The 26,386-nt window shown below is 70.9% G+C and carries 25 protein-coding genes and 2 pseudogenes; 16 read left to right on the top strand and 11 right to left on the bottom strand.

Features of this window, described 5'->3' with window-relative positions; translation table 11 throughout:
- The first annotated feature begins 107 nt into the window (after positions 1-107).
- The 4 genes from ectA to thpD are packed head-to-tail and all read left to right on the top strand — an operon-like array spanning position 108 to position 3,236.
- The gene (gene ectA, locus OHT76_RS10235; RefSeq protein WP_328870453.1) at positions 108-614 is read left to right on the top strand and encodes a diaminobutyrate acetyltransferase; all 507 of its coding nucleotides are present in this window, start codon (positions 108-110) and stop codon (positions 612-614) included.
- Positions 615-644: 30 nt separating this feature from the next.
- Positions 645-1,916 carry a diaminobutyrate--2-oxoglutarate transaminase gene (ectB, locus tag OHT76_RS10240; protein ID WP_328870454.1) on the top strand — a complete coding sequence of 424 codons (1,272 nt, stop codon included), beginning with the start codon at positions 645-647 and terminating at the stop codon, positions 1,914-1,916.
- 30 nt (positions 1,917-1,946) lie between these two features.
- On the top strand, positions 1,947-2,345 hold the full coding sequence (locus OHT76_RS10245) for an ectoine synthase (RefSeq protein ID WP_328870455.1): 399 nt from the start codon (positions 1,947-1,949) through the stop codon (positions 2,343-2,345).
- Positions 2,346-2,348: 3 nt separating this feature from the next.
- Complete coding sequence (gene thpD, locus OHT76_RS10250; RefSeq protein WP_328870456.1) at positions 2,349-3,236, top strand: ectoine hydroxylase; 888 nt, start codon at positions 2,349-2,351, stop codon at positions 3,234-3,236.
- 12 nt (positions 3,237-3,248) lie between these two features.
- On the opposite strand, the gene OHT76_RS10255 is transcribed toward thpD, so the two are convergent.
- From OHT76_RS10255 to OHT76_RS10280, 6 genes are all read right to left on the bottom strand, one after another.
- Complete coding sequence (locus tag OHT76_RS10255; protein ID WP_328870457.1) at positions 3,249-4,250, bottom strand: maleylpyruvate isomerase family mycothiol-dependent enzyme; 1,002 nt, start codon at positions 4,248-4,250, stop codon at positions 3,249-3,251.
- A 40-nt stretch (positions 4,251-4,290) separates the two neighbouring features.
- Positions 4,291-4,896: an RNA polymerase sigma factor gene (locus tag OHT76_RS10260; RefSeq protein WP_328870458.1), complete on the bottom strand. Its 606-nt coding sequence runs from the start codon at positions 4,894-4,896 to the stop codon at positions 4,291-4,293.
- Between the two features lie 40 nt (positions 4,897-4,936).
- Positions 4,937-5,989 carry an aminotransferase class V-fold PLP-dependent enzyme gene (locus OHT76_RS10265; RefSeq protein WP_328870459.1) on the bottom strand — a complete coding sequence of 351 codons (1,053 nt, stop codon included), beginning with the start codon at positions 5,987-5,989 and terminating at the stop codon, positions 4,937-4,939.
- A 96-nt stretch (positions 5,990-6,085) separates the two neighbouring features.
- A complete protein-coding gene (locus OHT76_RS10270; protein ID WP_328870460.1) occupies positions 6,086-6,802 on the bottom strand; it encodes a DsbA family oxidoreductase in 717 nt (238 codons plus the stop codon).
- Between the two features lie 74 nt (positions 6,803-6,876).
- On the bottom strand, positions 6,877-7,371 hold the full coding sequence (locus OHT76_RS10275; protein ID WP_328870461.1) for a GNAT family N-acetyltransferase: 495 nt from the start codon (positions 7,369-7,371) through the stop codon (positions 6,877-6,879).
- Between the two features lie 26 nt (positions 7,372-7,397).
- On the bottom strand, positions 7,398-8,393 hold the full coding sequence (locus tag OHT76_RS10280; protein ID WP_328870462.1) for a GlxA family transcriptional regulator: 996 nt from the start codon (positions 8,391-8,393) through the stop codon (positions 7,398-7,400).
- Positions 8,394-8,464: 71 nt separating this feature from the next.
- Here OHT76_RS10280 and OHT76_RS10285 point away from each other — a divergent pair, with 71 nt between their 5' ends.
- A complete protein-coding gene (locus OHT76_RS10285; protein ID WP_328870463.1) occupies positions 8,465-9,853 on the top strand; it encodes an MFS transporter in 1,389 nt (462 codons plus the stop codon).
- On the opposite strand, the pseudogene OHT76_RS10290 reads toward OHT76_RS10285, so the two are convergent.
- Positions 9,813-10,169 (bottom strand): annotated as a pseudogene (locus OHT76_RS10290) (DUF1349 domain-containing protein). The gene OHT76_RS10285 and the pseudogene OHT76_RS10290 overlap by 41 nt on opposite strands.
- The gene (locus tag OHT76_RS10295; RefSeq protein WP_328870464.1) at positions 10,166-10,762 is read right to left on the bottom strand and encodes a hypothetical protein; all 597 of its coding nucleotides are present in this window, start codon (positions 10,760-10,762) and stop codon (positions 10,166-10,168) included. The pseudogene OHT76_RS10290 and the gene OHT76_RS10295 overlap by 4 nt, the downstream one beginning before the upstream one ends.
- Positions 10,763-10,979: 217 nt before the next feature.
- On the opposite strand from OHT76_RS10295, the pseudogene OHT76_RS10305 reads away from it, so the two are divergent.
- Together OHT76_RS10305 and OHT76_RS10310 are read left to right on the top strand one after the other, a co-directional pair.
- Positions 10,980-12,705 (top strand): annotated as a pseudogene (locus tag OHT76_RS10305) (sensor histidine kinase).
- Positions 12,706-12,798: 93 nt separating this feature from the next.
- Positions 12,799-13,461, top strand: coding sequence for a response regulator transcription factor (locus tag OHT76_RS10310; protein ID WP_328870467.1), 663 nt, complete (start codon positions 12,799-12,801; stop codon positions 13,459-13,461).
- Positions 13,462-13,476: 15 nt separating this feature from the next.
- Here the strand turns inward: OHT76_RS10310 and OHT76_RS10315 are convergent, their stop codons facing one another.
- Entirely contained in the window at positions 13,477-15,006 is a 1,530-nt protein-coding gene (locus OHT76_RS10315; protein ID WP_328870468.1) for an aldehyde dehydrogenase (NADP(+)), read from the bottom strand.
- A gap of 129 nt (positions 15,007-15,135) precedes the next feature.
- Between OHT76_RS10315 and OHT76_RS10320 the strand changes: the two genes are divergently transcribed.
- From OHT76_RS10320 to OHT76_RS10345, 6 genes are all read left to right on the top strand, one after another.
- A complete protein-coding gene (locus OHT76_RS10320; RefSeq protein ID WP_328870469.1) occupies positions 15,136-15,909 on the top strand; it encodes an IclR family transcriptional regulator in 774 nt (257 codons plus the stop codon).
- A 5-nt stretch (positions 15,910-15,914) separates the two neighbouring features.
- A complete protein-coding gene (locus OHT76_RS10325) occupies positions 15,915-16,388 on the top strand; it encodes a GNAT family N-acetyltransferase (RefSeq protein ID WP_328870470.1) in 474 nt (157 codons plus the stop codon).
- Positions 16,389-16,469: 81 nt separating this feature from the next.
- Positions 16,470-17,453 carry a hypothetical protein gene (locus OHT76_RS10330; RefSeq protein WP_328870471.1) on the top strand — a complete coding sequence of 328 codons (984 nt, stop codon included), beginning with the start codon at positions 16,470-16,472 and terminating at the stop codon, positions 17,451-17,453.
- Positions 17,450-18,712 carry a sensor histidine kinase gene (locus OHT76_RS10335; RefSeq protein WP_328870472.1) on the top strand — a complete coding sequence of 421 codons (1,263 nt, stop codon included), beginning with the start codon at positions 17,450-17,452 and terminating at the stop codon, positions 18,710-18,712. Before OHT76_RS10330 ends, OHT76_RS10335 begins: the two co-directional genes overlap by 4 nt.
- 31 nt (positions 18,713-18,743) lie before the next feature.
- The gene (locus tag OHT76_RS10340; protein ID WP_328870473.1) at positions 18,744-19,406 is read left to right on the top strand and encodes a response regulator transcription factor; all 663 of its coding nucleotides are present in this window, start codon (positions 18,744-18,746) and stop codon (positions 19,404-19,406) included.
- A 54-nt stretch (positions 19,407-19,460) separates the two neighbouring features.
- Positions 19,461-20,915, top strand: a complete 1,455-nt coding sequence (locus tag OHT76_RS10345) for a peptidoglycan D,D-transpeptidase FtsI family protein (RefSeq protein ID WP_328870474.1) — start codon at positions 19,461-19,463, stop codon at positions 20,913-20,915.
- Position 20,916: 1 nt separating this feature from the next.
- Here the strand turns inward: OHT76_RS10345 and OHT76_RS10350 are convergent, their stop codons facing one another.
- Positions 20,917-22,368 (bottom strand): NCS2 family permease, encoded by a 1,452-nt coding sequence (locus OHT76_RS10350; protein ID WP_328870475.1) that lies wholly within the window; start codon positions 22,366-22,368, stop codon positions 20,917-20,919.
- 248 nt (positions 22,369-22,616) lie between these two features.
- Here OHT76_RS10350 and OHT76_RS10355 point away from each other — a divergent pair, with 248 nt between their 5' ends.
- The 3 genes from OHT76_RS10355 (at position 22,617) to OHT76_RS10365 (ending at position 24,966) form a co-directional block, all read left to right on the top strand.
- Positions 22,617-23,183, top strand: coding sequence for a SigE family RNA polymerase sigma factor (locus OHT76_RS10355; protein WP_328870476.1), 567 nt, complete (start codon positions 22,617-22,619; stop codon positions 23,181-23,183).
- The gene (locus OHT76_RS10360) at positions 23,180-24,040 is read left to right on the top strand and encodes a hypothetical protein (protein WP_328870477.1); all 861 of its coding nucleotides are present in this window, start codon (positions 23,180-23,182) and stop codon (positions 24,038-24,040) included. The genes OHT76_RS10355 and OHT76_RS10360 overlap by 4 nt, the downstream gene beginning before the upstream one ends.
- Positions 24,041-24,135: 95 nt before the next feature.
- Complete coding sequence (locus OHT76_RS10365; RefSeq protein WP_328870478.1) at positions 24,136-24,966, top strand: pectate lyase; 831 nt, start codon at positions 24,136-24,138, stop codon at positions 24,964-24,966.
- A gap of 94 nt (positions 24,967-25,060) precedes the next feature.
- On the opposite strand, the gene OHT76_RS10370 is transcribed toward OHT76_RS10365, so the two are convergent.
- Positions 25,061-26,215, bottom strand: a complete 1,155-nt coding sequence (locus tag OHT76_RS10370; protein WP_328870479.1) for a right-handed parallel beta-helix repeat-containing protein — start codon at positions 26,213-26,215, stop codon at positions 25,061-25,063.
- Positions 26,216-26,386: the final 171 nt, after the last annotated feature.

Below are 26,386 nucleotides of genomic sequence, written 5' to 3' on the forward strand. Positions count from 1 at the left end.
GGGGCAAACAGGGCACTTCACCCCTCGCGCGGATAACATATCGGGCCCGGCCACGGAACCCCCCACCTCCATGCATTTTTGAATTTCCCTCGGTAAGTTCAATTCGCATGACTGCCGCACAAGCAGACCTGCAAATCGACCGGCCAGTGGTGGCCGACGGCGCCGCGCTGTGGCGGATCGCCAAGGACTCCAAGGCCCTCGACCTGAACTCGTCCTACAGCTATCTGCTGTGGTGCCGCGACTTCGCCGGCACCTCGGCGGTCGCGCGCGACGAGCACGGGGAGCCGGTCGGCTTCGTCACCGGCTATGTACGGCCGGACCGTCCGCACACCCTGCTCGTCTGGCAGGTGGCGGTGGACGACGCGTACCGCGGGCGCGGGATCGCCGCCGCCCTGCTCGACGGGCTCGCCGCCCGGGTCGGCGGCGAGTACGGCGTCACCCGCGTCGAGACCACCATCACACCCGGCAACACCGCCTCCGAGCGGCTGTTCGCCTCCTTCGCCGAACGGCACGGCGCCGCGATGGAGCGCGAGGTGCTGTTCGAGACGGGCCTGTTCCCCGACGGGCCGCACGACCCCGAAGTCCTTTACCGCATCGGTCCCCTCCCTCACTGACCTCCCCCACGCATCGAGGAGCGATTCGTCGTGACCATCACCCAGCCCGACCTCAGCGTCTTCCAGACCCTGGAGTCCGAGGTGCGCAGCTACTGCCGAGGCTGGCCCACCGTCTTCGACCGTGCGCGTGGCAGCCGTATGTACGACGAGGACGGCCACGAGTACCTGGACTTCTTCGCCGGCGCCGGATCACTGAACTACGGGCACAACAACCCTGTGCTGAAACGGGCGTTGATCGACTACCTGGAGCGGGACGGCGTCACGCACGGGCTCGATATGTCGACCAGTGCCAAGCGGGCCTTCCTGCAGACCTTCCAGGACCTGGTGCTGCGGCCGCGTGATCTGCCGTACAAGGTCATGTTCCCGGGGCCTACGGGGACGAACGCCGTGGAGTCCGCGCTGAAGCTCGCGCGGAAGGTGAAGGGGCGCGAGGCCATCGTGTCGTTCACCAATGCCTTCCACGGGATGTCCCTGGGCTCGCTCGCCGTCACCGGCAACGCCTTCAAGCGGGCCGGCGCCGGGATCCCGCTGGTGCACGGCACGCCCATGCCGTTCGACAACTACTTCGACGGCCAGGTCCCGGACTTCCTGTGGTTCGAGCGGCTCCTGGAGGACCAGGGCTCCGGGCTCAACAAGCCGGCCGCGGTGATCGTGGAGACCGTGCAGGGCGAGGGCGGCATCAACGTCGCGCGCCCCGAGTGGCTGCGCGCGCTCGCCGAGCTGTGCGAGCGGCAGGACATGCTGCTCATCGTCGACGACATCCAGATGGGGTGCGGGCGGACAGGCGCCTTCTTCTCGTTCGAGGAGGCCGGGATCACGCCCGACATCGTCACCGTGTCCAAGTCCATCAGCGGCTACGGACTGCCCATGGCGCTCTGCCTGTTCAAGCCCGAGCTCGACATCTGGGAGCCGGGCGAGCACAACGGCACCTTCCGCGGCAACAACCCCGCCTTCGTCACCGCCACCGCCGCCCTGGAGACGTACTGGGCCGACGGCTCGGCAATGGAGAAGCAGACCCGGGCCCGCGGTGAGCAGGTCGAGCAGGCACTCATCGCGATCTGCGAGGAGAACCTCGCCGACGTCAAGGAGTACCGCGGCCGCGGGCTCGTGTGGGGCCTGGAGTTCCACGAGAAGGCCCGTGCCGAGCGGGTCGCGCGGCGCGCCTTCGAACTCGGGCTGCTCATCGAGCCGTCCGGCCCCGAGAGCGAGGTCGTCAAGCTGCTGCCCGCCCTCACCGTCACCCCCGAGGAGCTCGACGAGGGCCTGAGCGTCCTCGCCCGTGCCGTCCGCGAAACCGTCTGAATCGACAGAGAAGAAGGAGCTGTTCAGCACGTGATCGTCCGTTCGTTCAAGGACATCGAAGGCACCGACCGGCATGTGAAGGCCGCGTCCGGCACCTGGGAGAGCAAACGCATCGTCCTCGCCAAGGAGCGGGTCGGGTTCTCGCTGCACGAGACGATCCTGTACGCGGGTACGGAGACGTCGATGTGGTACGCGAACCACATCGAGGCGGTCGTCTGCGTCGAGGGCGAGGCCGAACTGACCGATCACGAGTCCGGGCTCACCCACACGATCACGCCCGGGACCATGTACCTCCTGGACGGCCACGAGAGGCACACGCTGCGGGTCAAGGAGGACTTCCGCTGCCTGTGTGTCTTCAACCCGCCGGTGACCGGCCGGGAGGACCACGACGAGAACGGCGTCTATCCCCTGCTGACGGAGGAGGGCTGAATCATGAGCACGATCACCGATCTCTACCCGAGCCGAGGCGCCACCGAGGTGACGACGCCGCGCCGTGACCCGGTCGTCTGGTCCCCGCCCGGCGCGCCGGGACCGGTCTCGGTCCCGGACCTCCAGGCGTACGAGCGCGACGGATTCCTCCCCGTCGAGCAGCTCATCACCGACGACGAGGTCGCCGTCTACCGGCAGGAGCTGGAGCGGCTGGTCACCGACCCGGAGATCCGCGCCGACGAACGCTCGATCGTCGAGCCGCAGTCCAAGGAGATCCGCTCGGTCTTCGAGGTGCACCGGATCAGCGAGGTGTTCGCCGCGCTGGTGCGGGACGAGCGGGTCGTCCGGCGGGCCCGGCAACTGCTCGGCTCGGACGTGTACGTCCACCAGTCCCGGATCAACGTCAAGCCCGGGTTCGGGGCCAGCGGCTTCTACTGGCACTCGGACTTCGAGACCTGGCATGCCGAGGACGGGCTGCCGAACATGCGGACCGTGTCCGTCTCGATCGCGCTGACCGAGAACTACGACACCAACGGCGGCCTCATGATCATGCCGGGGTCGCACAAGACGTTCCTCGGCTGTGCGGGGGCCACGCCGAAGGACAACTACAAGAAGTCCCTGCAGATGCAGGACGCGGGCACGCCCTCGGACGAGGCGCTGACCGCGCTGGCCACCCGGCACGGCATCCGGCTGTTCACCGGCCGGGCCGGTTCGGCGACCTGGTTCGACTGCAACTGCATGCACGGCTCGGGCGACAACATCACGCCCTTCCCGCGCAGCAATGTCTTCATCGTGTTCAACAGCGTGGAGAACAAGGCGGTTGAGCCGTTCTCGGCGCCGGTACGGCGTCCTGAGTTCATCGGCGCCAGGGACTTCACCCCGGTGAAGTAGCCCGCACTGCTCTCACAGCCACGCCAGCGACGCGGCCGTCTCCAGTACGTTCCGTACGGCGGCCGCGTCGCCCGTGGCACCCCTCGGTACCTCCTCGGGCGTGCACCGTCCGCCGACGAGGAGGCAGAAGTCGACGGGATCCAGGGCGAGTTCGGCCTCCACGGGCTCGTCCCCGGAGCCCAGCACCCACTGCGCGCCGCCGCTGACCGAGAACAGCACCGGCGCCGCGTCGGGGCCGAGGGCGAGGCCCAGGATGCGGACCGCGAGCCGCACCAGCTGCTCCAGGTGCTCCTCGGCCGGCGGCGGGACCACCAGGCCGAGAGCGCGGCCGATGTCGTCGGTGTGGATCCACGCCTCGAAGCCGCGCACCACGAAATGATCGGCGACCGGCAGCCGGATCCCCATCAACAGCTCGGCCCGCGCGGCGAGTTCGACGTCGCGCGCCTCGGGCGTGGCGAGCAGCGCGTCGGCCTGCGCCGCCCAGTCGGCCACCGTCTCCTCGGGCGTACGGCCGTGCTCGTGGGCGATGACATCGGCGGTACGCCGGTTCCAGGCGTCCTCCCAGCGCATGTCCTGCGGAAGCACGGTCGCCGGGACCCGCGCGGCGATGCCGAGCCGCCCGGCCAGCGCCTCGTCGGCGGCCAGCAGATGGGCGACCGTGGCGTGCACGTCCCAGTCGTGCACCACCGGTGTGCCCCAGCGGCCGTCCGCCTCGGGCAGCAGCGCGCGCAGGCCCTGGACGGCGGCGGCGTAGGGCGCGGCGTGCACGGCGGTACGGGGTGCGGCCGGGCGCCGGGCGAGCAGGGCCGGCGGGAGACCGGCGGCGGGCCGGGCGGGCAGTCCGCCCATGGGCGGCCCGTCGAGCAGCCGTACCGTCTCGCGCAGCCGCTCCGCTTCCGCCGCGCAGCTCTCGCATCCGGCGAGGTGCGGCGGGACCCGTTCGGCGTCGGCCGGGTCCAGGGCGCCGAAGGCCCAGGCGGCCAGCAGATCGCGTACGTCGTCGTGCTCGGTCACCGGACGCCTCCTTCCCGTGGAGCCGATGCCCCTACCGCCATCATGCGCCTCTTTCCAGCGCGGGGTCCGGTGGGTCGGCCAGCGTTTCGGCCAGGGTGCGCAGGGCGGTGCGCAGTCTGGTCTTGGCCGTGCCCTCGGGGATGCCCAGTTCCACGGCGGCCTGGCGGTAGGTGCGGCCCGCGAAGTAGGCGAGGTGTACGACCTCGCGTTGGGGCTGCGGGAGTTCGGCGAGCGCGGTGTGCAGCAGCAGGGAGCGCTCCCGGTCGACCACGGTCTCGTCGGGGCCGGGACCCGGCTCCGGGATGGTGTGCAGCGCCGAGTCGTCGGCGTGGGCGTGTTTGCGGTGCCGGGCCTCGCCGCGCACCCAGTCCACGGCCCGCCGGTGGGCCAGCATGGACAGCCAGGTGCGCAGCGAGCCGCGGCGCGCGTCGAAGGCGTACGGCCTGCTCCACAGGTGGGCGAAGACCTCCTGCGCCACGTCCTCGGCGGCGGCCGGGGCGCGGGTGACCCGTACCGCGATCCGGCGCACCAGAGGTCCGTACGCCGTGTACACCTCGGCCAGCGCGGACTCGTCGCCGTACACCAGCCGCCGGTGCAACTCCGCGTCGGCGGCCGGCGCCGGCGACGTCTCGCCCGTGGACTCCACGTGCCCTTCCTAGCGTCCCGGCCGGGCCCGCGCCAGTGGTTCAGGCGGAGAGGGCGTTCAGCAGCCGGTCGACATCGGCGGTGGTGTTGTAGAGGTGGAAGGCGGCGCGCAAGTTGCCGGCGCGGTTGGAGACCTCGATGCCGGCCTCGCTCAACTCGGGCTGGCGGTGGCCGAGTTGCGGGACGGAGACGATCGCCGAGCCGGGGGACGGGATCGGGGTGTGGCCGAGGTCGGTGAGGCCCGCGCGGAAGCGGTCGGCGAGGGCTGTGTCATGGGCGTGGACGGCGTCGACGCCGAGTTCGTCGATGAGGGAGAGGGAGGCGTTCAGGCCGGCGTATGTGAAGAGGGAGGGGCTGACGTCGAACCGCCTTGCGGAGTGGGCGAGTTCCTCGACCGGGCCGTAGCAGCTCTCCCAGGGGAGTTCGCCCGCGACCCAGCCGGCGAGCAGCGGGGTGAGACCGCCGAAGTCCTCGGGGGTGACGAAGAAGGCGTTGCCGTGCGGGCCCATGAGCCACTTGAAGCCGACGGCGGCGAGGAAGTCGTAGGAACCGGCCTCCAAGGGCAGCCAGCCCGCCGCCTGGGAGGCGTCGATGTACGTCCGTGCCCCGTGCGCGCGGGCCGCCTCGCGCAGCGCGGGCAGATCGGCGAGCCGACCGTCGGCGGACTGCACGGCGCTGACCGCGACGAGCGCGGTGCCCGGCCGGACGGACTCGGCGATCCGCTCCAACGGGACGACCCGCACCTTGAGGTCGCCGCGCATATGGAAGGGGTTGACCAGGGAGGCGAAGTCGGCCTCGGCGGTGAGGACTTCGGCTCCGGCGGGCAGCGAGGCGGCGATCAGTCCGCCGTACTCGGCGACGGAGGCCCCCGTCGCGACCCGCTCGACCGGCACCCCGACCAGTCGCGCGAAGGCGGCGCGGACGCGTTCCACGCCTTCGTAGAGGGAGCCGATCGGCCGCCCTTCGGCCCGCATCCGCACGGCCTCCTGTACGGCGGCGACGGTGCGGGCCGGCAGGAGGCCGTTGCTCGCGGTGTTGAGGTAGGTGTGCTCCGGGGCGAACTCGGCACGGACGAGGCTCTCGAAGGTCTCCATGGGACCACTCTGCGACCCCTGGAACTCCCCGTCCATTGCGAATTTTTACGTGGTTTCGCTAAGCAGCCCTTATATATCGGCCCCGACCTGCGGCTTTCAGCCCTGCTGCGGCACCGCGCAGCCGTCGGGGCCGCAAGCCTCGGCCTCGCTCTGGTCGATCAGGGTCAGCGGGGAGCGCTCGCCCCAGGCCTGGGTGAGGGCCTGGGTGAAGATCTCGGCGGGCTGGGCGCCGGAGACGCCGTACTTGCGGTCGATGACGAAGAAGGGCACACCGTTGGCGCCGAGCTGGGCGGCCTCGCGCTCGTCGGCGCGGACGTCGTCGGCGTAGGCGGTGGGGTCGGCGAGCACCTTGCGGGCGCCGTCCGCGTCGAGTCCGGCGGCGACGGCCAGCTTCACGAGCCGCTCGTCGTCGCCGAAGACGGAGGTCTCCTCGGCGAAGTTCGCCTCGTACAGCGCCTGGATCAGTTCGCCCTGGCGGCCGTGCTCCTTGGCGAAGTGCAGCAGGCGGTGCATGTCGAAGGTGCTGCCGTGGTCACGGCCCTGCGTGCGGTAGGCGAGGCCCTCGGCGGCGGCCTGGGCACCGAGGTTGTCCTCGGCGGCCTGGGCCTGCGCCTCGCTCATGCCGTACTTCTTGGCCAGCATCGGGATGACCGGGCCCGTGTCGTCCTTGGGGCGATTGGGGTCCAGCTCGAAGGAGCGGTGCACGACCTCGACCGCGTCGTGGTGCGGGAAGGCCGCGAGCGCCTTCTCGAAGCGGGCCTTGCCCACGTAGCACCAGGGGCAGGCGATGTCGCTCCAGATCTCGACGCGCATGTTTCTCGGCTCCAGCTCGATACGGATACGGAGACTCCCTCCGCCGAGATAGGTGAACGTTCAAGCTGCCGGGATCATTCCCCGGTCACACCGGTTCCCTCCCCGGTGACGGAGAAGCGCAGGAAGAGATGGTGGTCGCCCTCGGCGGGCGGGTTCTCCGGGTCCGGACGCCAGCCCCGGCCCGCGTAGAAGGTCTGGGCACGCCGGTTGTCCACGTGCACGTCGAGCACGGCCGTGCGCTTGCCGTCGGCCCGCCACTCCTCCACACAGGCCGCGTGCAGGGCCGTACCCACGCCACGGCCCCAGTGGTCGGGGTCGACGTGGAACTGGAACAGCTTGACCGTTTCGGCGGGGGCGCCCTCGGGTGTACGGAAGGACGCGAGACCGACGATCGTGCCCTCCTCGACGACGCACAGCACATGCCCGTCGGGCCGCTCGACGGCGGTGCGCCAGGCGGCGGACCAGTCGGTGCCGTCGTCCGGGATGCCGTCCCGGTAGTACGTCGCCCGGGCGCGCGCGTGCAGGGCGGCGACCGTCTCGGCCTCCGCGGGCAGGACGGTACGGATCACCCGGGTCACGGTTTCTCTGACGCTGATCACGCAGCGGAGGACGTCTCTTCGGACGCCCCGGTTCCGAGCCGGCTGAACTGCGCCCGATAGGCACTCGGCGTCAGTCCCGTACGGCGCACCAGATGCCCCCGCAGCGAGTCGGCCGTGCCCAGGCCGCAGGCGCGGGCCACCTGGTCCATGGGCAGGGCGGTGGCCTCCAGCAGTTCCTTGGCGCGCTCGATGCGCTGGTGGAGCAGCCACTGGAGCGGGCTCACCCCGCTCTCGGCGTGGAAGCGTCGGGTGAGGGTGCGGACGCTGACCCCGGCGTGGCGGGCCAGGTCGGTGAGGGTGAGCGGCTTGTCGAGGTTGCGCATGGCCCAGCCGCGGGTGTCGCCGCAGGCGTTGCCGCGCTCGGGCGGCAGCGGGGTCTGGGTGAACTGGGTCTGGCCGCCGGGCCGTACCGGTGCGACGAGGGCACGGCGGGCGACCTCGTTGGCGACGGCGGCGCCGTAGTCGGTGCGGATGACGTGCAGGCACAGGTCGATGCCGGCGGCGTAGCCGGACGAGGTGACGTACGGGCCGTCCTGCACATAGAGAACGTCTCCGCGGAGGTCGACGTGCGGGTACCGGCGGCGCAGTTCCTCGGCGTGTGCCCAGTACGTGGTGGCCCGGCGCCCGTGCAGCAGGCCCGCCTCGGCGAGCTGGAAGGCGCCGGTGCACAGGGACGCGATCCGCTTGCCGTCGGCGGCCGCCTCGCGCACGGCGGTCACGATCCGCGCCTCGGGTTCGAAGGGCTCCCCGGTGCCGGCGACGAGCACGGTGTCCGCCTCCCGTACGGCGTCGAGTCCGTGCCGTACATACAGGTCGAGCCCGCCGCTGGTGGGCACCGGCCCCGGCTCGGCCGCGCAGATGACCACCTCGTAGCCGGGCCGTCCGTCGACCTCGACCTTGCCGAACAGCATCTCCGGGATGGCGAGGTTGAACATCGACACGGGCGAGGGCGCGACGACGACGATGCGGTGCGGGGCGCGCGACTGCGGCATGGCCAGAACCTCCGGGTGCATGGCATTCCGGCCACTACTGTACGACGGCGCAGATCCGCAGCATGGAGGGCATGCCAACGAACCAGACCCTCAAGGGCGATGAACTCGCCGCCGCACAGGGCGAGTTGTGGCCCAGGAAGTCCCCAGCCGCCCTCACCCTCACCGCCGGGCTCCTCGGCTTCGCGCTGGTCTGCCTCGACGCGTCCATCGTCAACGTGGCGCTGCCCGCGATCGGTTCCTCCCTCGGCGGCGGGATGTCCGGCCTTCAGTGGGTGGTTGACGCCTACACGCTGGCCTTCGCCGCGCTGATGCTGTCGACCGGGGCGTTCTCGGACCGTGCGGGCGCCACCCGGGCGTACGCGCTCGGCGCCTCGGTCTTCACGCTCGCCTCGGCGGCCTGCGGCCTGGCGCCGAATCTGCCCGCGCTGATCGGAGCGCGAGTGGTGCAGGGCGTGGCGGCGGCGGTCGTGCTGCCGGCCTCGCTGGCGCTGGTGCGGCAGGCGTACGCCGATCCGGCGCGGCGGGCCCGGGCGGTGGCCGTGTGGGCGGCGGGCGGTTCGGCGGCGGTGGCGCTGGGTCCGGTGGCGGGCGGCGTGCTGACGACGGCCTGGGACTGGCGTGGGATCTTCTTCGTCAACCTTCCGATCGGTGCACTGATCCTGGCGCTGCTGGTGCGGGCCCCGCGCTCACAGCGCCGTCCGGCACCGATGGACCTGCCCGGCCAGGTGACGGCGGTGGTGGCTCTCACGGCGCTGACGTTCGCGGTGATCGAGGGCGGCACGCAGGGCTGGGCGGCGCTGGCGGTGGCCGCGGTGGCCGCGGTGGCGTTCGTCCGGATCGAGGCACGTCAGCCGCACCCGGTCGTCCCGCTCGGCCTCTTCCGCAACCGGACCGTCGCGGTGACGGTGGCCGCGGGAGCGGCGGTCAGCGTGGCCTTCTACAGCATGGTGTTCGTCTTCTCGCTCTTCTTCCAGCAGGTGCAGGGCCGTTCCGCACTCCAGGCCGGGCTGATGTTCCTGCCGATGACGGGCCTGATCGCGGTGACGAACGTGGTGGCGGGCAAGCTCGCGAGCCGCCAAGGCCCCCGGCTGCCCATGCTGGTGGGCCAGGGCCTGGCCGTCGTAGGACTGCTCATGACGCTGTACGTCGACACGGGCACGCCTGCGGTCCTGGTGGCCCTGCTGCTCGTCCCGATGGCGCTGGGCTGCGCGCTGACGGTGCCGCCACTGACCGCGGCGATGATGGACGCCGTGCCCGCCGAGCGGGCGGGCCTTGCGGCCGGCTTGCTCAACGCGGCGCGGCAGATGGCGGGGGCGCTGGGCATCGCCGTGTTCGGGGCGCTGATCTCCGACGGTTTCGTGGCGGGGATGCGGATGAGCGTGATCGTCAGCGCGGCCCTGCTCACGGTGACGGGGCTGCTCAGCTTCCGTCTCGCAGGTCCTTCGGCCGGTTCGGCCTGAACTCCACGTGGTCGTACGTCACGACGCACCCCTCCCCCATCGGCGACTGCGTCATGAACCCGACGAGGGCGGCGTCCGCCGCCTTCTCCCCGCCCAGCGTGAACAGCCGGACGAAGATTCAGCGCTCGCCCTTCCGGGAGGCGTGGAAGGCGAAGGCCCGCCCGGTCCGGCTCACCCGCAGTCAGACCGAACTGCCCTCCACGGTGAAGGAGTTGGCGTCGTCGGAGGCGGGGTCCAAGGCCTCACCGGTGGGCGGCACGAAACGGTCCTGTCGGGGCCCGGCCCATCCGGAGAGCATGCCGGGGGTCCCGGTCAGCGGGACTGGAGGGCGTCCAGGGCCACGGCCTGGGCTATGGCGAGGCGCAGGTCGAGATCGGGGGAGGCCACATCGACCAGGTAGCGGTCGCGCAGGCCGATCTTCTTGTCGACCCTCAGCACCGGCTTGCCGCCCGACGTGAAGTCGAAGTGGTACGGCCACACGAACGGCACGACGTCGAGCGGCAGCAGCTCCCAGGCCCGGCGCAGCACGGCCACGAGCGGGTTGCGCTCCCGCCCGACGGCCGCGACCGAGCCCGGCTGGTCCAGCTCCCACGTCGAGCGCAGCAGGGAGGCACCGAACTTCTTGCGGAACGAGCCGACGGGGTTGTCCATCGCGTCCCGCACGTCGTATTGGGCGCCGACGTCGAGGATCTGGCGGGCCTTGGCGGTGAACAGGATCTGGCCCTTGGACTCGTCGGTGTAGAAGGTCATCTGTTCCCGGAGCGTCATCCGCTTCTGCTCGGCGAAGGCGAGGACCCTGCCGTCGGAGCCGTCCGGCAGCGTCTCGGTCACGACGTACCGGTTGATCATGAAGGTGGTCTTCTGCCGGATGGTGAACCGGTCGTTCTCCTGCTGTCGCGCACTGTCCACTGTTCCGCTCCCCGCGCCGGTGTTCTCTGCCGCCGGCCCCGTTCTCCGGCGGATCCATCCTCACCGCGCGTCCCGGCCCGGGGCAGTCTCCGTAAGTCGTCGTCCGCAGCGACCAAAGATGACGGTTGCGGCGGGGACCGGGTGTTCACTTTCGTCGTTCGCGGGTGCGCCGAAGGGCGGATGCGGGAGGCCGGGGGCGGCTGTCTATCGTCTGCGCGTGGACGCAGCACTGATACCCCGTACCGACCGGCCGCTCCGCTCCCGGCTCGTCGCCGCCTCCCCGTGGCCCCGTAAGCGGATCGTCGGGGAGGTCGTACTCGCCCTCGTGCTCGCCGGGGCGGCGGGCCTCGCCGACGGCGAGGCCGTATTCGGAGCGCGGGGCGTTGCCGTGGCCCTGGCCGTCGCCGTACTGTCGCCGGCCCGCCGCTCGCTGCCGGCAACGGTGCTGCTCGTCGCGTCGGCCATGGCGGGGGCGATGACCGGCTCGGCACTGCTGCTGATCTGCGCGAGCTGGTCGGCGGGCAGCCGCATCATGCGCCCCGGGCGGGCGCTGGCCGCGTACGCCGCCGGGCTCGTGCTCCACAACGTCTTCTCCGCCTGGATGGCCTCCGACAAGGAGGGGCGGGCTGTCGCTGCTCGTGACGGCCGCGCTGGCCACGGGCTCGTTCCTGACGCTGGCGGTCGTGCCGGGTCTCGCCTCCCGTTACCGCGCCCAGCGCCACCGGCTGCTCGACACCCTGCGCCGGCACAACGCCCAACTGGTGCGCGAGCAGGCGATGGTGGCGCACCAGGCCCGCCTACTCGAACGGCAGCGCATAGCCCAGGACATGCACGACAGCCTCGGCCACCAGCTCGCCCTGATCGCCGTGCACGCCGGGGCGCTGGAGGTGGACCCGGAGCTGGGCGACCGGCATCGGGAAGGGGTGGGCATCCTCCGGGAGGCCTCCCGGACCGCGATGCAGGAGCTGCGCGAGGCGGTGGGCATCCTGCGGGACGACGCCGGAGCGCCCGCCGGGCAGCGGCCGGACTCGGCCGACGCCGAGCCTCTGACGGCCCGCGTGGCGGCCGCTGTCGACGGCCTCGTCGAGTCGTCGCGGACCGCGGGCGCGACCGTGGAGCTGCACCGCTCCGGCACCGTGCGGCCCCTCGCGCCCGCCGCCGACCACGCGGCGTACCGCATCGCCCAGGAGGGCCTGACCAACGCGCACAAGCACGCGCCGGGCGCCCCGATCACCGTGGCGCTGCGCTATGAACCGGACAGCCTGGTGGTCGAGGTGGCCAACGGGCCCGTGCCCGCCTCAGCACCCTCGGGCCCGCCCGCGGTGAGCGGCGGCCAGGGCCTGGCGGGCCTGCGGGAGAGGGCCCGGCTGGTCGGCGGCATGGTGCACACGGGGCCGACCCCCGAAGGCGGTTTCCGCCTCGCGGGTGTGCTGCCCTACGGCGACGGCGAGCCCGTGCCCCGCCCCGAAGGCACGACCTCCGTCGCCTCGGACGACGACTTTCGGGGGCAGATCGGCGAAGGCGCGGCGGGCGACGGTGGAGCGGTCATCGACCGTTCCGACCCACAAGGGGAGTTCGCCGCCATCATGAGCAGCAAGAAGAAGGTCGCCCTCGGCTGTGTCGTCACCTCCGTCGTCCTCGTCGGGGGCGTTCTCGCCCTCGGGGCCTGGGGGCTGACGGCGCTGTTCGACGAGGTGGAGAGCGGCACCATATCGGCCGGCGTGTACAGGTCGGCGAAGGTCGGCGACGCCGAGAAAGACGTGAAGGCCGAGCTGCCGGAGGGCAGTTCCCTGCTCACCGACGGCCAGGAGAAGCACGGCCCGCCGCTGCCCGAGGGCGCGACGTGCCATCACTACCTGGACATCGACGACGACATCGTCTACCGGTTCTGCTTCCGCGACGGGAAGCTGATCGCGAAGGAGTCCTACAAGGACGAGATCTGAACGGCGGCAACGAGGTCGCACATCTGACCGGATCGGGCATGATGGCGGGGCTTTGCCGTCCCTTCATCACACCCACACCGCGCAGGAGGCCGCGTGATCCGGGTCCTCGTCGCCGACGACGAGCCGCTCATCAGAGCCGGCATCAGGATGATCCTCACCTCGGCCGACGACATCGACGTGGTGGCCGAGGCTGCTGACGGCCGGGAGGCGGTGGAGACCGCCCGGAGCACCGCGGTGGACGTCGCCCTGCTGGACATCCAGATGCCGGTGATGGACGGGCTGACCGCACTGGCCGAGATGGGCAGGGCCGCGCCGGGGGTACGTGTGCTGATCCTGACCACGTTCGGCGAGCGCGACAACGTCCTGCGGGCGCTCGGCCACGGCGGCGCGGGCTTCCTGCTGAAGGACTCCGCGCCGCAGGAGCTGATCCACGCGGTCCGTGCGGCGGCGGCCGGCAACGCCTATCTCTCCCCGGCCGCCACCCGGCATGTCGTGGACACCCTCGCCTCCCCCGCCACGACCGCGCGCGGCGAGGAGGCCCGCCGCCGCCTGGCCGGCCTGACCGAACGCGAACGCGACGTACTGGCCCTCCTGGGCGAGGGCCTGTCCAACGCGGACGCGGGCGCCCGTCTGCACATGAGCGAGGCCACGGTGAAGACGTACGTCAGCCGCATCCTGACCAAGCTGAACTGCGAGAACCGAGTCCAGGCGGCACTCCTGGCCCGGGACGCGGGCCTGGAGTCGAACGCGGGCTGACCGGGCCTCGTCGGCTCAGCGCTCCAGCGCGCCGTTGAACCTGCGCGGCAGGCCGAGCGGGTTGCCGTCCCGCAGCTCCGGCGGCAGCAGCGCCTCGGGCGCACCCTGGTACACCACCGGGCGCAGCCACCGCTCGATGGCCGTACCGCCGACGGACGTGGACGTGGAGGTGGTCGCCGGGTAGGGACCGCCGTGGTGCTGGGCCGGGGCCACGGCGACGCCGGTCGGCCAGCCGTTCACCAGGACGCGTCCGGCGAGCGGCGTCAGCTCCGCGAGCAGCTCGGGCCCGCGTCCCTCGCCCGCCGCCTCCTCCGACGACAGATGAACCGTCGCCGTGAGGTTTCCGGGCAGCCGCGACAGCACCGCCTTCGCCTCGGCCTCGTCCTCGTAGCGCACGACGACCGTGACGGGCCCGAAGCACTCCTCCAGCAGCAGGTCGTGCGCGCCCTCCGCCGCCAGCTTCTCGGCCGGCACGGTCAGGAAGCCCGCGCTGACGGTGTGCTCACCGCCCGCCCCCGGCGTCACGGGCGACTCCACCTCGGGCAGTTCCGTGCGCTCGGCGACGCCGGCGATGAAGTTGTCCCGCATCCGGTGGTCGAGCAGCACGCCCGCGTCGGTGTCACTGACCGCGTCCGTGAGGGACTTCAGCAGCCGGTCTCCGGAGGCCCCGGCGGGCGCCAGTACCAGACCCGGCTTCACACAGAACTGCCCGACACCCATGGTCATCGAGCCCGCGAGCCCGGTACCGATGGCCTCCGCCCGCTCGGCGGCCGCGGCCTCCGTGATGAGCACCGGGTTCAGCGATCCCAGCTCGCCGTGGAACGGGATCGGCGCCGGCCGCGCCGCAGCCGCGTCGAAGAGGGCCCGCCCGCCGCGTACCGAACCGGTGAAGCCGGCCGCGGAGACCAGCGGATGCCTGATCAGCTCGATGCCCGCCTCGAAGCCGTGGACCAGGCCGACGACGCCCTCGGGGATGCCGTGCTCGGCGGCGGCCATACGCAGGACCTTGGCGACCAGCTCGGACAGACCCGGGTGGTCCGGGTGGGCCTTGACGACGACCGGGCAGCCCGCGGCCAGCGCGCTCGCGGTGTCGCCGCCCGCGACCGAGAAGGCGAAGGGGAAGTTGGAGGCGGAGTAGACGGCGACGACGCCGAGCGGCACCTTGTAGCGGCGCAGGTCGGGGATCGGCGGGGTCGCGGTGTCGTCGGGGTGGTTGATGACGACGTCCAGGAACGCGCCCTCGTCGACGATGCCCGCGAAGGCCCGCAACTGGTAGCAGGTGCGGGCGAGTTCACCGGTCAGCCGGACGGGGCCGAGCGCGGTCTCGGCGTCGGCGGCCTCGACGAGCTGGTCCTTGGCGGCCTCGAGACGCTCCGCCGCGGTGCGCAGGAAGGCCGCGCGCACCGTCCGGTCGGTGAGGGCGCCGCGCGCCTCCTGCGCGGCGCGGACGGTGGCGTCCACCTCCTGGGCTGTGGCCTCCACCGCAACCTGCTCGCGCTGCTTCCCGGTTCGGGGGTCGACACTCCAGACTGGTGCTGCTGCCACCGCGGGTCCCTCCACACATGTATTGCCGCAGTACGGGGTCATTCACCAGGGTTGTTCGATATACTGAACGCTGTCTCTCATGGTGAACTGTTGGAGAGTATTTCCCGTCGAACGAAGGGGTCAAGGGCGATGTCGGCTGGCGAGACGGGGGGCGGGGCGCAGGTCAAGTCCGCGGTACGGACGGTTGAACTGCTCGAATACTTCGCCGGACGCCCAGGTATGCACTCCCTCGCGGCGGTCCAGGAGGCCGTCGGCTATCCCAAGTCCAGCCTGTACATGCTGCTGCGCACGCTGGTGGAACTGGGCTGGGTGGAGACCGACGCGACGGGCACGCGGTACGGCATCGGGGTGCGGGCGCTGCTGGTCGGTACGTCGTACATCGACGGCGACGAGGTGGTCGCGGCGGCGCGTCCGACGCTGGACCGGCTGTCGGACGACACGACGGAGACGATCCACCTGGCGCGTCTGGACGGCACGAACGTGGTCTACCTGGCCACCCGACAGTCCCAGCACTATCTGCGCCCCTTCACGCGCGTGGGCCGCCGGCTCCCCGCCCACTCGACGTCCCTCGGCAAGGCGCTGCTGAGCACGTACACGGACGAACAGGTCCGCAAGATGCTCCCCGAGACGCTCCCGGCGCTGACCGAGAACACGATCACGGACCGCGAGAAGCTCATCGACGAGCTCCACCAGGTCCGCGAGCAGGGCTTCGCGGTGGACCGCGAGGAGAACACCCTGGGCCTGCGCTGCTTCGGCGTCGCGATCCCCTACCGCACCCCGGCCCGCGACGCGATCAGCTGCTCGGTCCCGGTGGCCCGCCTGACCCCGGCTCACGAACAGATGGTGAAGGACGCGCTGTTCGACGCGCGGGACCGACTGACACTGGCGACACGGAGGCTCTGACCGATATGCACATCGCACTGCGCGAGGTCCACGACAGCGATCTGCCGGTCTTCTTCCGGCAGATGAACGACCCGGAGGCGCTGCACATGGCGGCCTTCACCGCGAAGGATCCGGCCGACCGGGACGCCTTCGACGCCCACTGGAAGCGGATCCGGTCCTCGGCCGGCGTCCTCAACCGTACGGTCCTGGCGGACGGTGACGTGGTGGGGCACGCGGCGGTGTACGGGGAGCCGGGCGAGCGCGAGGTCACGTATTGGATCGACCGGGCGTACTGGGGCCGCGGCATCGCTACGGCCGCGCTGCGGGCCCTTCTCACGGAGGTGCCGGAGCGCCCGCTCCATGCCCGGGCGGCGGCGGACAACGCGGGGTCGGTGCGGGTCCTGGAAAAGTGCGGCTTCCGGGTCGGCGGACACGACAGGGGGTTCGCGAACGCGCGCGGCGAGGAGATCGACGAGCTGGTGCTGACGCTGGAGGGCTGAGCGGGATCTCCCCCGTCCGGCGGAGAAGGATCGTCGCCGTGCAGGAGGTGCCCGGCGCCGCCCTCGCGAGAGCGTGGACGCATGACGCAGTCACTCCTCGCCCAGCCCGGTGGCGCTCTCGCCCCCTCCCGTCCGCGTGCGCTGCTGCGGACCGTCGCCGTCGTGTCCTGTCTGCCGTATCTCGGGCTGAAGGTCGCCTGGCTGTCGGGGAGCGAGATCGGGATCCCCGAGGGCAGCTCCCTGCTGGAGCACCGGTCCGCCGTGGCCGTCGCCAACGGCGTCACCCTGCTGATGGACGCCTGCGTGATCGTGCTCGCGCTGGTGCTGACCCGGCCCTGGGGGCTGCGGGTGCCGGCCTGGCTGCTGGCGGGACCGGTCTGGGTCGCCACCGGGCTGCTCTCGCCGATCATGACCGGGTTCCCGCTCCAGCTCCTGGTGAAGCTGTTCGGCGGCACAGTGAACTCCGACGACACCGGGGACGAACCCTTCCTCCACGACTGGGTGTTCGGGGTCGTGTACGGCGGTTTTATCGTGCAGGGGCTCGCGCTCGGGACGCTCTTCGCGCTGTACGCCCGCGACCGCTGGGGTCATCTGTGGCGGGGCCGGGTGTGGGAGCTGCCGCGTGCCTCGGCCGGCCCTGTCCAGCGCACCCTCGCGGTGGCGGCCGCCGTGGTGGCCCTGTTCCCGCTCGCCCTGCATCTGCTGTGGGCCTGCGGTGCCACCGTCGGCCTCGACGAGGGCCACACCACCGACTTCCAGGTCCTGCGAGCCCTGGACGCCCTCTTCCTCCTCGCGTCCGTCTGCGGCGCCCTGCTGCTCGCCTTCCGACGCGCCCCGGTACTGCCCGTCAAGGTCCCGCTCGCCCTGACCTGGGTCGGCTCCGGCGCCGCCGCCTGCTGGGGAGCATGGCTGACGCTGGCCTCCCTCATCGTCACCGACGACAGCCCCACGCACCTGATGAACCTCGCCTACGCTGGCCAGATGATCACCGGCATCCTGGCGGCCGCCGTAGGGGCCCACTTCCTCATGGAGCGGTCCGCCGTCCTCCCCCGGCGCCGCGTGTGAGGGAGTTCGCCCGGTTCCTTTTCGGGCGGCGGACGCGCCGACGGTGGATCCATCTGATCCTCGGCGGCGCGCTCGCCATGCCGTATGTCTTCGTCGGCCAGATCATCGTGGGACCGGCCCTCGACTCGCGCTATGTCTTCGCCGACATCCGCGCTCAGCTCCTGTCGTTCGCCGTCGGGCTGCCCCTCGCCGCCCTCACCGCCGCGCTGTTCCCGCTGACCCGCTCGCTGGAGGCGGGTGCGGTGCGCTCGCTGTGCGGGGTCGACGCGGAGCGGCTCTCCTACTCCCCCGCGCGGAGCCGGGTGGCGAAGCGGCGCTCGGCTGCCTGGTTCACGCTCCATCTCGGGTTCGGCGGGATCATCTCCGGGATGTCGCTGGCGGTGCCGCCGCTCGCCGGGGTGCTGATCGCGCTGCCCGTCGTGGCCGTGTTCAGCGACGGCCTGCTCGGACTGCCCGCGGCCTGGGACCGGCCCTGGGTGCTGGCGCTGATGCCGTTCGCGGGCGCGGCCTTTCTGGTCGCCCTCGCCGCGTGCGCGGCCGCCGCGGGCACCCTGCTCGCCCGCTGGGCCCCGACGCTGCTCGGCCCCACCCCCGAGGACCGGCTCGCGGCGGCCGAGGCGCGCGCCGCCGATCTCGCCGTACGCAACCGGCTGGCACGCGAGCTGCACGACTCCGTCGGACACGCCCTGAGCGCGGTCACCCTCCAGGCGAGTGCGGCCCGCCGAGTCCTCGACAGCGACCCGGAGTTCGTCCGGGAGGCCCTCGCTGCGATCGAGGACACCACCCGGCGGACGGTCGGTGAACTCGACGCCGTCCTCGGGGTGTTGCGGGAGGGCGACGCGCCCGGCACCGCGCCCGCGCCGACGCTTGTCGCCGATCTCGACGGTCTGCTGCGCCGTACCAAGGCCGGCGGACTGCGCGTCACCGCCTCCGTCGACGCCGACCCGGAGGCGCTGGCGCCGGTGCTGTCCCGGGAGGCGTACCGGATTGTGCAGGAGGGGCTGAGCAACGCCCTGAAGCACGCGGGCGACCAGGTGACGGTTTCCTTGCGGATCGGGATTGCGGACGGCCACCTGGAGATCACTCTGGAGAACCCCCTCACCAGCGCATCCCCCTGCCGTCCCGGCGGCGGCCACGGCCTGCGCGGCATCGCGGACCGGGCCCGGCTGCTGGGCGGCACGGTGGCGGCGGGGGCCGAGGCGGGCACCTGGCGCCTCCATGTGCGCCTCCCCATAAAGGGACCCACAAGCCCCCGATGAGCCACCGACGAGCGCCGATGAAAGGACCCGCATGACCTCCCGCCCACCCGTCCGGATCGTCCTCGCCGACGACGAGCGCATGGTCCGCACCGCCCTGCGCGCCATCCTCTCCGCCGAGCCGGACCTGACGGTCGTCGGCGAGGCGGCGACCGGCGCGGAGGCGGTGTCCGTCGTACGGGAGCAGGCCCCGGACGTCGTCCTCATGGACGTCCGAATGCCGGAGATCGACGGCATCCGCGCCACCGAGCAGATCCTCGCCACGCTCGCCGAACCGCCCCGCATCATCGTGGTCACCACCTTCGAGAACGACTCCTATGTGTACGACGCCCTGCGCGCCGGAGCCGCCGGGTTCCTGCTCAAGCGGGCCGACGCCGACGCCCTGGTGCAGGCGGTACGGCTGATCGCGCGCAGCGACACCCTGCTGTTCCCGGCGGCCGTCCGCACCCTCGCGGCCGAGCACGCGCGCGCGTACCCGACGCCGCCGCCCTGGGTGGCGAGGCTCACCGGCCGGGAGAGCGAGGTACTGCGGCTGATGGCGTGCGGGCTGACCAACGCGGAGATCGCCGAGCGCATGGCGGTCGGTCAGGCCACCGTGAAGTCGCATGTCGCGGCCGTCCTGGCGAAGACCGGGACCCGGGACCGTACCCAGGCGGTGATCGCGGCGTACGAGGCCGGTTTCATGAACACCCGATGAGAAAAGCCACGCAAGGGAACGATTCGCCCCGGCCCGCTCGTCCTGACGGGTGCGATGAACAAGACGATCAGGCGCGCTTCGGTCTTCACGCTGCTCATGGTGCTGGCCCTGCTGGTCAGGGCCACCTGGGTGCAGTTCTACGAGGGCCAGGCGCTCGCGGGCGACAACGACAATCGGCGGAACGCGATCGAGACGTACGCGGCACCGCTCGGGAACATCATCGTGGCCGGTGACTCGATCACCGGCTCGGCACGGACGAAGGGCAGCGACCTCGCGTACAAACGCACGTACACCGACGGCGAGTTGTACGCCGCGGTGACGGGCTATGCCTCGCAGGCCTATTCGGCCACCCAGCTGGAGGGCATTTACCAGGACGTCCTCAACGGCACGGATACCCAGCTGAAGACGCCCCTGGACACGGTCACCGGCAAGCGGGCGGATCCGGGCAATGTGGTCACGACGATCGACCCGGCTGTGCAGAAGGCTGCGTACGAGGCGCTCGGCGACAAGAAGGGCGCCGCGGTCGCGATCGATCCGACGACCGGGCAGATCCTGGCGGTCGTGTCGACGCCGTCGTACGACCCCTCCTCGCTCACCGACGCGAACACCGCGGGTGACGCCTGGAAGACGCTGACGAAGGACTCCGACAAGCCGCTGACCAACCGTGCGCTGCGCCAGCCGCTGCCGCCGGGGTCGACGTTCAAGCTGGTCGTGGCGGCGGCCGCGCTGGAGGACGGGCTGTACTCGTCGGTGGACGAGAAGACGGTCAGCCCGGACCCGTACACGCTGCCCGGCACGTCGACGGTGCTGCGGAACGAGAACACCTCCGCGCCCTGCGAGAACGCCACGATCCGTACGGCGCTGCAGTACTCGTGCAACAACGTCTTCGCGAAGATGGCCTACGACCTGGGCCAGGACAAGGTGAAGGCGATGGCCGAGAAGTTCGGCTTCAACGACGAGACGCAGGACGTGCCGGTGCGCGCGTACGCCAGCGTGTACCCCTCCGGCATGGACGACGCGCAGACCGCGCTGACCGGTATCGGCCAGTTCGATGTCACGGCGACGCCGTTGCAGATGGCCATGGTGTCGGCGGCCATTGCGAACGGCGGCAAGCTGGTGTCGCCGCACATGGTGTCGCAGGTGACCGATGGCGGCGGCGATGTCCTGCAGGACTATGACTCCGACGCGGACACGAAGGAGATCGTCAGCTCCTCGACGGCCGAGCAGTTGCAGTCGGCGATGGAGACGGTGGTCGAGGAGGGCACCGGGACGAACGCGCAGATCTCGGGCGCGACGGTGGGCGGCAAGACGGGCACGGCCCAGCACGGCGAGAACAACAGCAAGACGCCGTATGCCTGGTTCACGTCGTACGCGAAGTCCGACACCAACGGCAAGGAGGTGGCCGTGGCGGTGATGGTGGAGCAGTCCGACGCCGCCCGCTCCGAGGTGAGTGGTAACGGGCTGGCGGCGCCGGTGGCCAAGGCGACGATGCAGGCGGCGCTCGACTGAGCTACTTCACGCCGAGGATCTGCTCGATCGGGTCGATCGCGAAGTACACCAGGAACAGCGCCGAGGTCCCCCACAGCAGCCAGTGGACCTCCTTCGCCTTGCCCAGCACCGCCTTGATGACGACGTACGCGACGAAGCCCGCCCCGATGCCGTTCGTGATGGAGTAGGTGAACGGCATCACGGCGATCGTCAGGAACGCCGGGATGGCGATCTCGTACTTGTCCCAGTCGATGTGCTTGACCTGCGTCATCATCAGGAACCCGACGGCGACGAGGGCGGGCGCGGCGGCCTGGAGCGGGACGATGGTGAGCAGCGGAGTCAGGAACAGGGCGAGGGCGAACAGACCGCCCGTGACCAGGTTCGAGAAGCCCGTGCGCGAACCCTCGCCGACGCCCGCCGCCGACTCGATGTAGGAGGTCGCGGAGGACGAGGAGGCCGCGCCGCCCGCGACGGCGGCCGCGCCGTCGATGAGCAGGACCTTGCCGAGGTCCGGGACCTTGCCCTCCTCGTCCAGCAGACCGGCCTCCGCGCTGATGCCGACGACCGTGCCCATGGTGTCGAAGAAGTCGGAGAGCACCAGGGTGAAGACGAGCAGTACGACGGTGATGACGGTGGTCTCACCGAACGCGCCGAACAGGCTGAACTGGCCGATCAGTCCGAAGTCGGGGGTGTCGACCAGCTTGTCCGGCCACTCGGGCGTGGTCAGGCCCCAGGCCTTGATGTCGGCGATCGAGTTGATGACGAGCGCGAGCAGCGTCATGACGACGATGCTGATCAGGATCGCGCCCTTGACCTTGCGGGCGAGCAGACCGATCGTCAGCAGCACGCCCAGGCAGAAGACCAGGATCGGCCAGCCGGTGAGACTTCCGGTGCCCCCGAGCTGCACCGGAACCGTGGTGTTCGCCGCGTCCGGGATCCGGCTGACGAAGCCGGCGTCGACGAACCCGATGAAGGCGATGAACAGACCGATGCCGACGCTGATCGCCTGCTTGAGCGGCTGTGGGATGGCGTGCATGACGGCCTCGCGCAGCCCGGTGACCACCAACACGCAGATCAGCAGGCCTTCGAGGACGACCAGGCCCATCGCGTCGTCCCAGCTCATCAGCGGGGCGATCTGGAAGGCGACGACGGCGTTCAGGCCGAGCCCCGCGGCGAGCGCGAGGGGGAGGTTGCCGCCGACGCCCATGATGATCGTCATGACGGCGGCCACCAGGGCGGTGGCGGTGGTGAGTTGGACCGGGTCGAGGGTCTCGCCGAACTTGTCCTTCGCGCTGCCGAGGATGATCGGATTCAGGACAAGGATGTAGGCCATCGTGAAGAACGTGGCGAAGCCGCCGCGTATCTCACGGCCGAAGTTGGACCCCCGTTCGGAGATCTTGAAGAAGCGGTCGACACTGCTCACGGCTGGAGGCGGGCCCCCTGGCCGGTCGACGGTCTTCTGGCTCTCGGACATGACTGGTGCTCCTTGTTGCCTGAATGATCGGTGTGCGGATGCTGGCTGGATTGTTCCCGTGTTGAACCCGTCTCAGGTTTTCCCCGTGTTACGGAATCAGGCCTGCTCACGTGCGATGGGCCACACGTTGTTCGAAGCCCCGTACGAACCATGTATTCGATCACTGCTACGCTTCCGCACCTCGACCGGAAGATCGCCGGACGATCACATGTCATTCACATGCCACACTCAGGCAGGAGAGACCGCCCGTGGGCACAGTCGTCGACGACGCCGCCTCCGTGGAGTTCCATGCCTTCTTCGAGCGCCACTACGCCGAACTCTCGCGCCTGGCCCATCTGTTGACGGGCGAGGCGGACGCCGCCGACGATCTGGCGGCCGACGCTCTGCTGGCGCTGTGGCACCGCTGGGACCGGGTCCGCGCGGCCGACCATCCCGCCGCCTACGCCCGGGGCGTGGTCGCGAACCTCGCCCGCACCCGCATCCGCAGCGCCGTGCGCGAACGCCGCCGGATCGCCCTGTTCTGGTCGCAGCGCGAGGAGAAGACCGAGAACCCGGACGTGGCCGGTGTGGTCGATGTGCAGGAGGCGCTGCGTAGACTGCCGTTCCGCAAGCGGGCCTGTGTGGTGCTGCGGCACGCCTTCGACCTCTCGGAGAAGGACACCGCGCTGGCCCTGGGTGTCTCGGTGGGTACGGTGAAGAGCCAGACCTCGAAGGGGATGGCGGAGCTGCAGCGACTGCTCGGCCCCCAGCGGGCACCGCTCAGGATGCATGCGGCGATGGCGCGCACCGGCGACACCGCGGGAAGGGACCGATGACGATGCAGCGGGACGTGCACGACGAGCTGCGCGCCCGGCTGCACGAGGCGGCCGAGGCGCACGAGCCGAACCGCGAGCGCATCCTCGCCCGGATCGAGCGCGGTATGACCGAGCAGACCCGTTCCGACCACCGGGTGACCCGTCCCCCCGTGTTCGGCTGGGTGCGGGTGGTCAGTGCCACGGCCGCGGTCGCGGGGGTGCTGGCGATCGGCGGTTACGCGGTGGCGTCGGCCGTGAAGGAGGACACCCCGCAGCAGACGGTGGCCACTTCGCCGACGCCCACGCCGTCGCCGGACGCGACCAGTCGCGAGCCCCTCCCGCCGGCCCCGCCCGCGGACCCGACGCCGGAGACCTCCGAGGAGTCCCGCGAGCCGAGCTCCTCGCCCTCGACGACCCCGCCCTCGCAGTCCGCGCCGCCGCCCGCCGCGGGCGAGGAGGACGGCCCGCTGTGGTCGGACGGCTCGGTCGACCCGCACAGCAACGAGTTCTGGGCGCAGAGCAATGTGACCCTCAAGGCGGACGAGGAACTCACCGAGCTCACCGTCGAGTTGAGGGTGGCGCAGAACGGCGGAGTCACCTCGACCGGCGCCTGGCGCGCGCTGCCCGAGGACGACTTCGAGCTGACGGTCGGCGAGCGGGACGGCTTCCTCGTCTACACCTGGGTGCTCAAGGACGGCCGTACGGTCCCCAAGGGCGAGTGGGTGTTCGCGGGGCAGTACGACCATGACCGCGGCGGCCGGGACGCCCAGGACGACGGCTACGCGGCGACCGCCCGCGCCGGCGACGAACAGCTGTCCGTGGCGGGCGACTTCGCGCCGCACGAGGGCGACGACGCGGACGCCGAAGGCGACTCGTAAACCGGCGCGAGAAAATTTCTGAAGAAGCGGCAACCCTTTCCCGAACCGTGGCGACCAGGTAGCGCAAGGAACCTCTCCCCACGCAAGGAATGGGCATGACTGCACCAGCTGAACAGCGCGTCCGCCACCGCCGCAAGGTCACCAAGCGGCGGGCGGTGATCGCCGGAGCCTCGGCCCTCGGTGTCACCGCCGCGGCAATCGTCACCACGACGATGCTGTCCTCCGCGGGCGCCGCGTCCTCCTGGCCGACGGCCAAGGGCAGCCAGGCCGTGACCAGCACCATCAAGGTGTCGGGCACCTATGACGGTGGCTACAAGAAGTTCTACGGCAGCGGCGCGCTCGGCGGCGACAGCCAGGACGAGGGCCAGGACCCGGTCTTCCAGCTGGCCGACGGCGCGGTGCTGAAGAACGTGATCATCGGGACCCCGGCCGCCGACGGCGTGCACTGCATGGGCTCCTGCACGCTGCGGAACGTGTGGTGGCTGGACGTCGGCGAGGACGCGGCGACCTTCAAGGGCAAGTCCGCCAACTCCGTGTACACGGTGTACGGCGGCGGCGCGAAGAACGGCTCGGACAAGGTCCTGCAGTTCAACGGCGCGGGCAAGCTGGTCGTGAGCAAGTTCCAGGTGGCCAACTCCGGCAAGCTGGTGCGTACCTGCGGCAACTGCTCCACGCAGTACAAGCGCACGGTCATCATCAACGACGTGGATGTCACCGCGCCGATGAACTCCATCGTGGGCATCAACTCCAACTACGGGGACACGGCCGCGCTGCGCAAGGTCCGCATCCACGGCGACAGCGGCAAGAAGATCAAGACCTGCGTCCGCTTCAAGGGCAACAACACGGGCGCCGAGCCGACACAGCTCGGTGTGGGTCCGGACGGAACGTCGTGCCGCTTCACCGCGTCTGACATCACGTACCAGTAACCCCGAGGCCTGCTGGCCTGAGCCCCCCTCGGTCAGCAGAAGAAACGCCCCCGCCGGTGACGACCGGCGGGGGCGTTTCCCTGTGTTCCGTACGTCAGTTCATGGTGGCGCCGATGGTGGTGGAGCCGGTGGTCAGGAAGGTCGTCGCGGGCAGCGAACCGTCCGCCTTGCGGGCCCCGTACGCACTCGCCGCGTCCACCGACTTGAAGGCCGGCGCCGACACCCCGCTGTCCCAGTTGTTCGCGGCGGACACCGTCGACGAACCGAGCTTGGAGAGCCCGCCCTTGTTGCTCACCGCCAGATTCCGCGCGAGCCGCGCCTTGCCGGTGGCGAAGTAGAAGCCCGCCTCGGTGTTGGAGTACGCGGTGTTGCGGTTCAGGATGATCGCGCCCGGGTTGGAGTTCTCGGTGAACCCGTTGAGCGTGTTGTCCCAAGCCGCATTGTTGTTGACGGTGTGCGCGACGGTGACGCCTCCGCCGCCGAGCTTGTATCCGTTGCCGTTGCCCTCGAAGGCCGTGTCGCCCCAGCGGTTCTTGCCGTTGCCGAACGCCCAGGAGTGGTCGATGGTGATCGGCGAGGAGAACTGCCACAGGTCGAGGCCGTCATCGGAGTTGTTGTACAGCCGCGCCCCGGTGATCCGGTTGCCCGTCCCGGAGCCGAACTTCACCGCGATACCGTCGGCGTTCTGCCCGTGCCCCGCCGGGTCGTAGTTGCCGTAACTGTCCAGGTTCTGCACGAGGTTGTTCGTAGTGCCGTCGCCGCGCAGCGTGAACCCGGAGTCGCCGTTGTTCGCGGTGACGAGGTTCTTGAAGACGCCGCCCACGGACGAGGTGACGACGAAGCCCTGGGCCGGGGAGTTCTGGAAGGTGAGGTCCTGCACGGTCCAGTAGTCGCCGTAGATCCCGGCCAGCCAGGAGCCGTCGGCCAGCTTGGAGCCGTCGATCTTCACCTTCTCGGTGCCGTAGGCCTTCAGCGTGATCCGCGCCGAACCGGTGCCGTTCGCCGTCGACTTGAGCGTCGCCGAGGGCGTGTAGGTGCCGGCGCGGACCTGGATGGTGGTGCCCGCGACCGCGTTCTTCACGGCCGACTCCAGCTGGGTGGTGGAGGAGACGGTGACCGTCGTCGAGGCGGCCTCGGCACCGCCGTCCGTGAGGCCGAGGTAGACGCCGCCCGCCCCCGCGGCGACGGCCACGGCCGCGGCGATGGAGAGAGTGCGGGTCCTGCGGTGGCGTCCTGTGCTGTGACGCACGGGGCGTTCCTTTCCTAGGGGATGGGGACGCAAGACAGTCGTCACCAGACCTCGAGAGGTTGCCGGGCCTCAACGAAAACGAGCGAAACTTTCGCTCACTCTCATCCCGCTCCTACCGATTGACGTGCTGTTTCCCGCTGGTGACACTCCGAAGGCGCGCGCACCATCCAA

The organism is Streptomyces sp. NBC_00287, assembly GCF_036173105.1.
GTDB lineage: Bacteria > Actinomycetota > Actinomycetes > Streptomycetales > Streptomycetaceae > Streptomyces.

Bases quoted from the DNA above. Each gene is read 5' to 3' on its own strand.
- ectA (WP_328870453.1), top strand. From the start codon at position 108: ATGACTGCCGCACAAGCAGACCTGCAAATCGACCGGCCAGTGGTGGCC.
- OHT76_RS10325 (WP_328870470.1), top strand. From the start codon at position 15,915: ATGCACATCGCACTGCGCGAGGTCCACGACAGCGATCTGCCGGTCTTC.
- OHT76_RS10340 (WP_328870473.1), top strand. From the start codon at position 18,744: ATGACCTCCCGCCCACCCGTCCGGATCGTCCTCGCCGACGACGAGCGC.
- OHT76_RS10350 (WP_328870475.1), bottom strand. From the start codon at position 22,368: ATGTCCGAGAGCCAGAAGACCGTCGACCGGCCAGGGGGCCCGCCTCCA.
- OHT76_RS10265 (WP_328870459.1), bottom strand. From the start codon at position 5,989: ATGGAGACCTTCGAGAGCCTCGTCCGTGCCGAGTTCGCCCCGGAGCAC.
- OHT76_RS10270 (WP_328870460.1), bottom strand. From the start codon at position 6,802: ATGCGCGTCGAGATCTGGAGCGACATCGCCTGCCCCTGGTGCTACGTG.
- OHT76_RS10285 (WP_328870463.1), top strand. From the start codon at position 8,465: ATGCCAACGAACCAGACCCTCAAGGGCGATGAACTCGCCGCCGCACAG.
- OHT76_RS10360 (WP_328870477.1), top strand. From the start codon at position 23,180: ATGACGATGCAGCGGGACGTGCACGACGAGCTGCGCGCCCGGCTGCAC.
- OHT76_RS10345 (WP_328870474.1), top strand. From the start codon at position 19,461: ATGAACAAGACGATCAGGCGCGCTTCGGTCTTCACGCTGCTCATGGTG.
- OHT76_RS10320 (WP_328870469.1), top strand. From the start codon at position 15,136: ATGTCGGCTGGCGAGACGGGGGGCGGGGCGCAGGTCAAGTCCGCGGTA.
- OHT76_RS10365 (WP_328870478.1), top strand. From the start codon at position 24,136: ATGACTGCACCAGCTGAACAGCGCGTCCGCCACCGCCGCAAGGTCACC.
- OHT76_RS10280 (WP_328870462.1), bottom strand. From the start codon at position 8,393: ATGCCGCAGTCGCGCGCCCCGCACCGCATCGTCGTCGTCGCGCCCTCG.
- OHT76_RS10330 (WP_328870471.1), top strand. From the start codon at position 16,470: ATGACGCAGTCACTCCTCGCCCAGCCCGGTGGCGCTCTCGCCCCCTCC.
- thpD (WP_328870456.1), top strand. From the start codon at position 2,349: ATGAGCACGATCACCGATCTCTACCCGAGCCGAGGCGCCACCGAGGTG.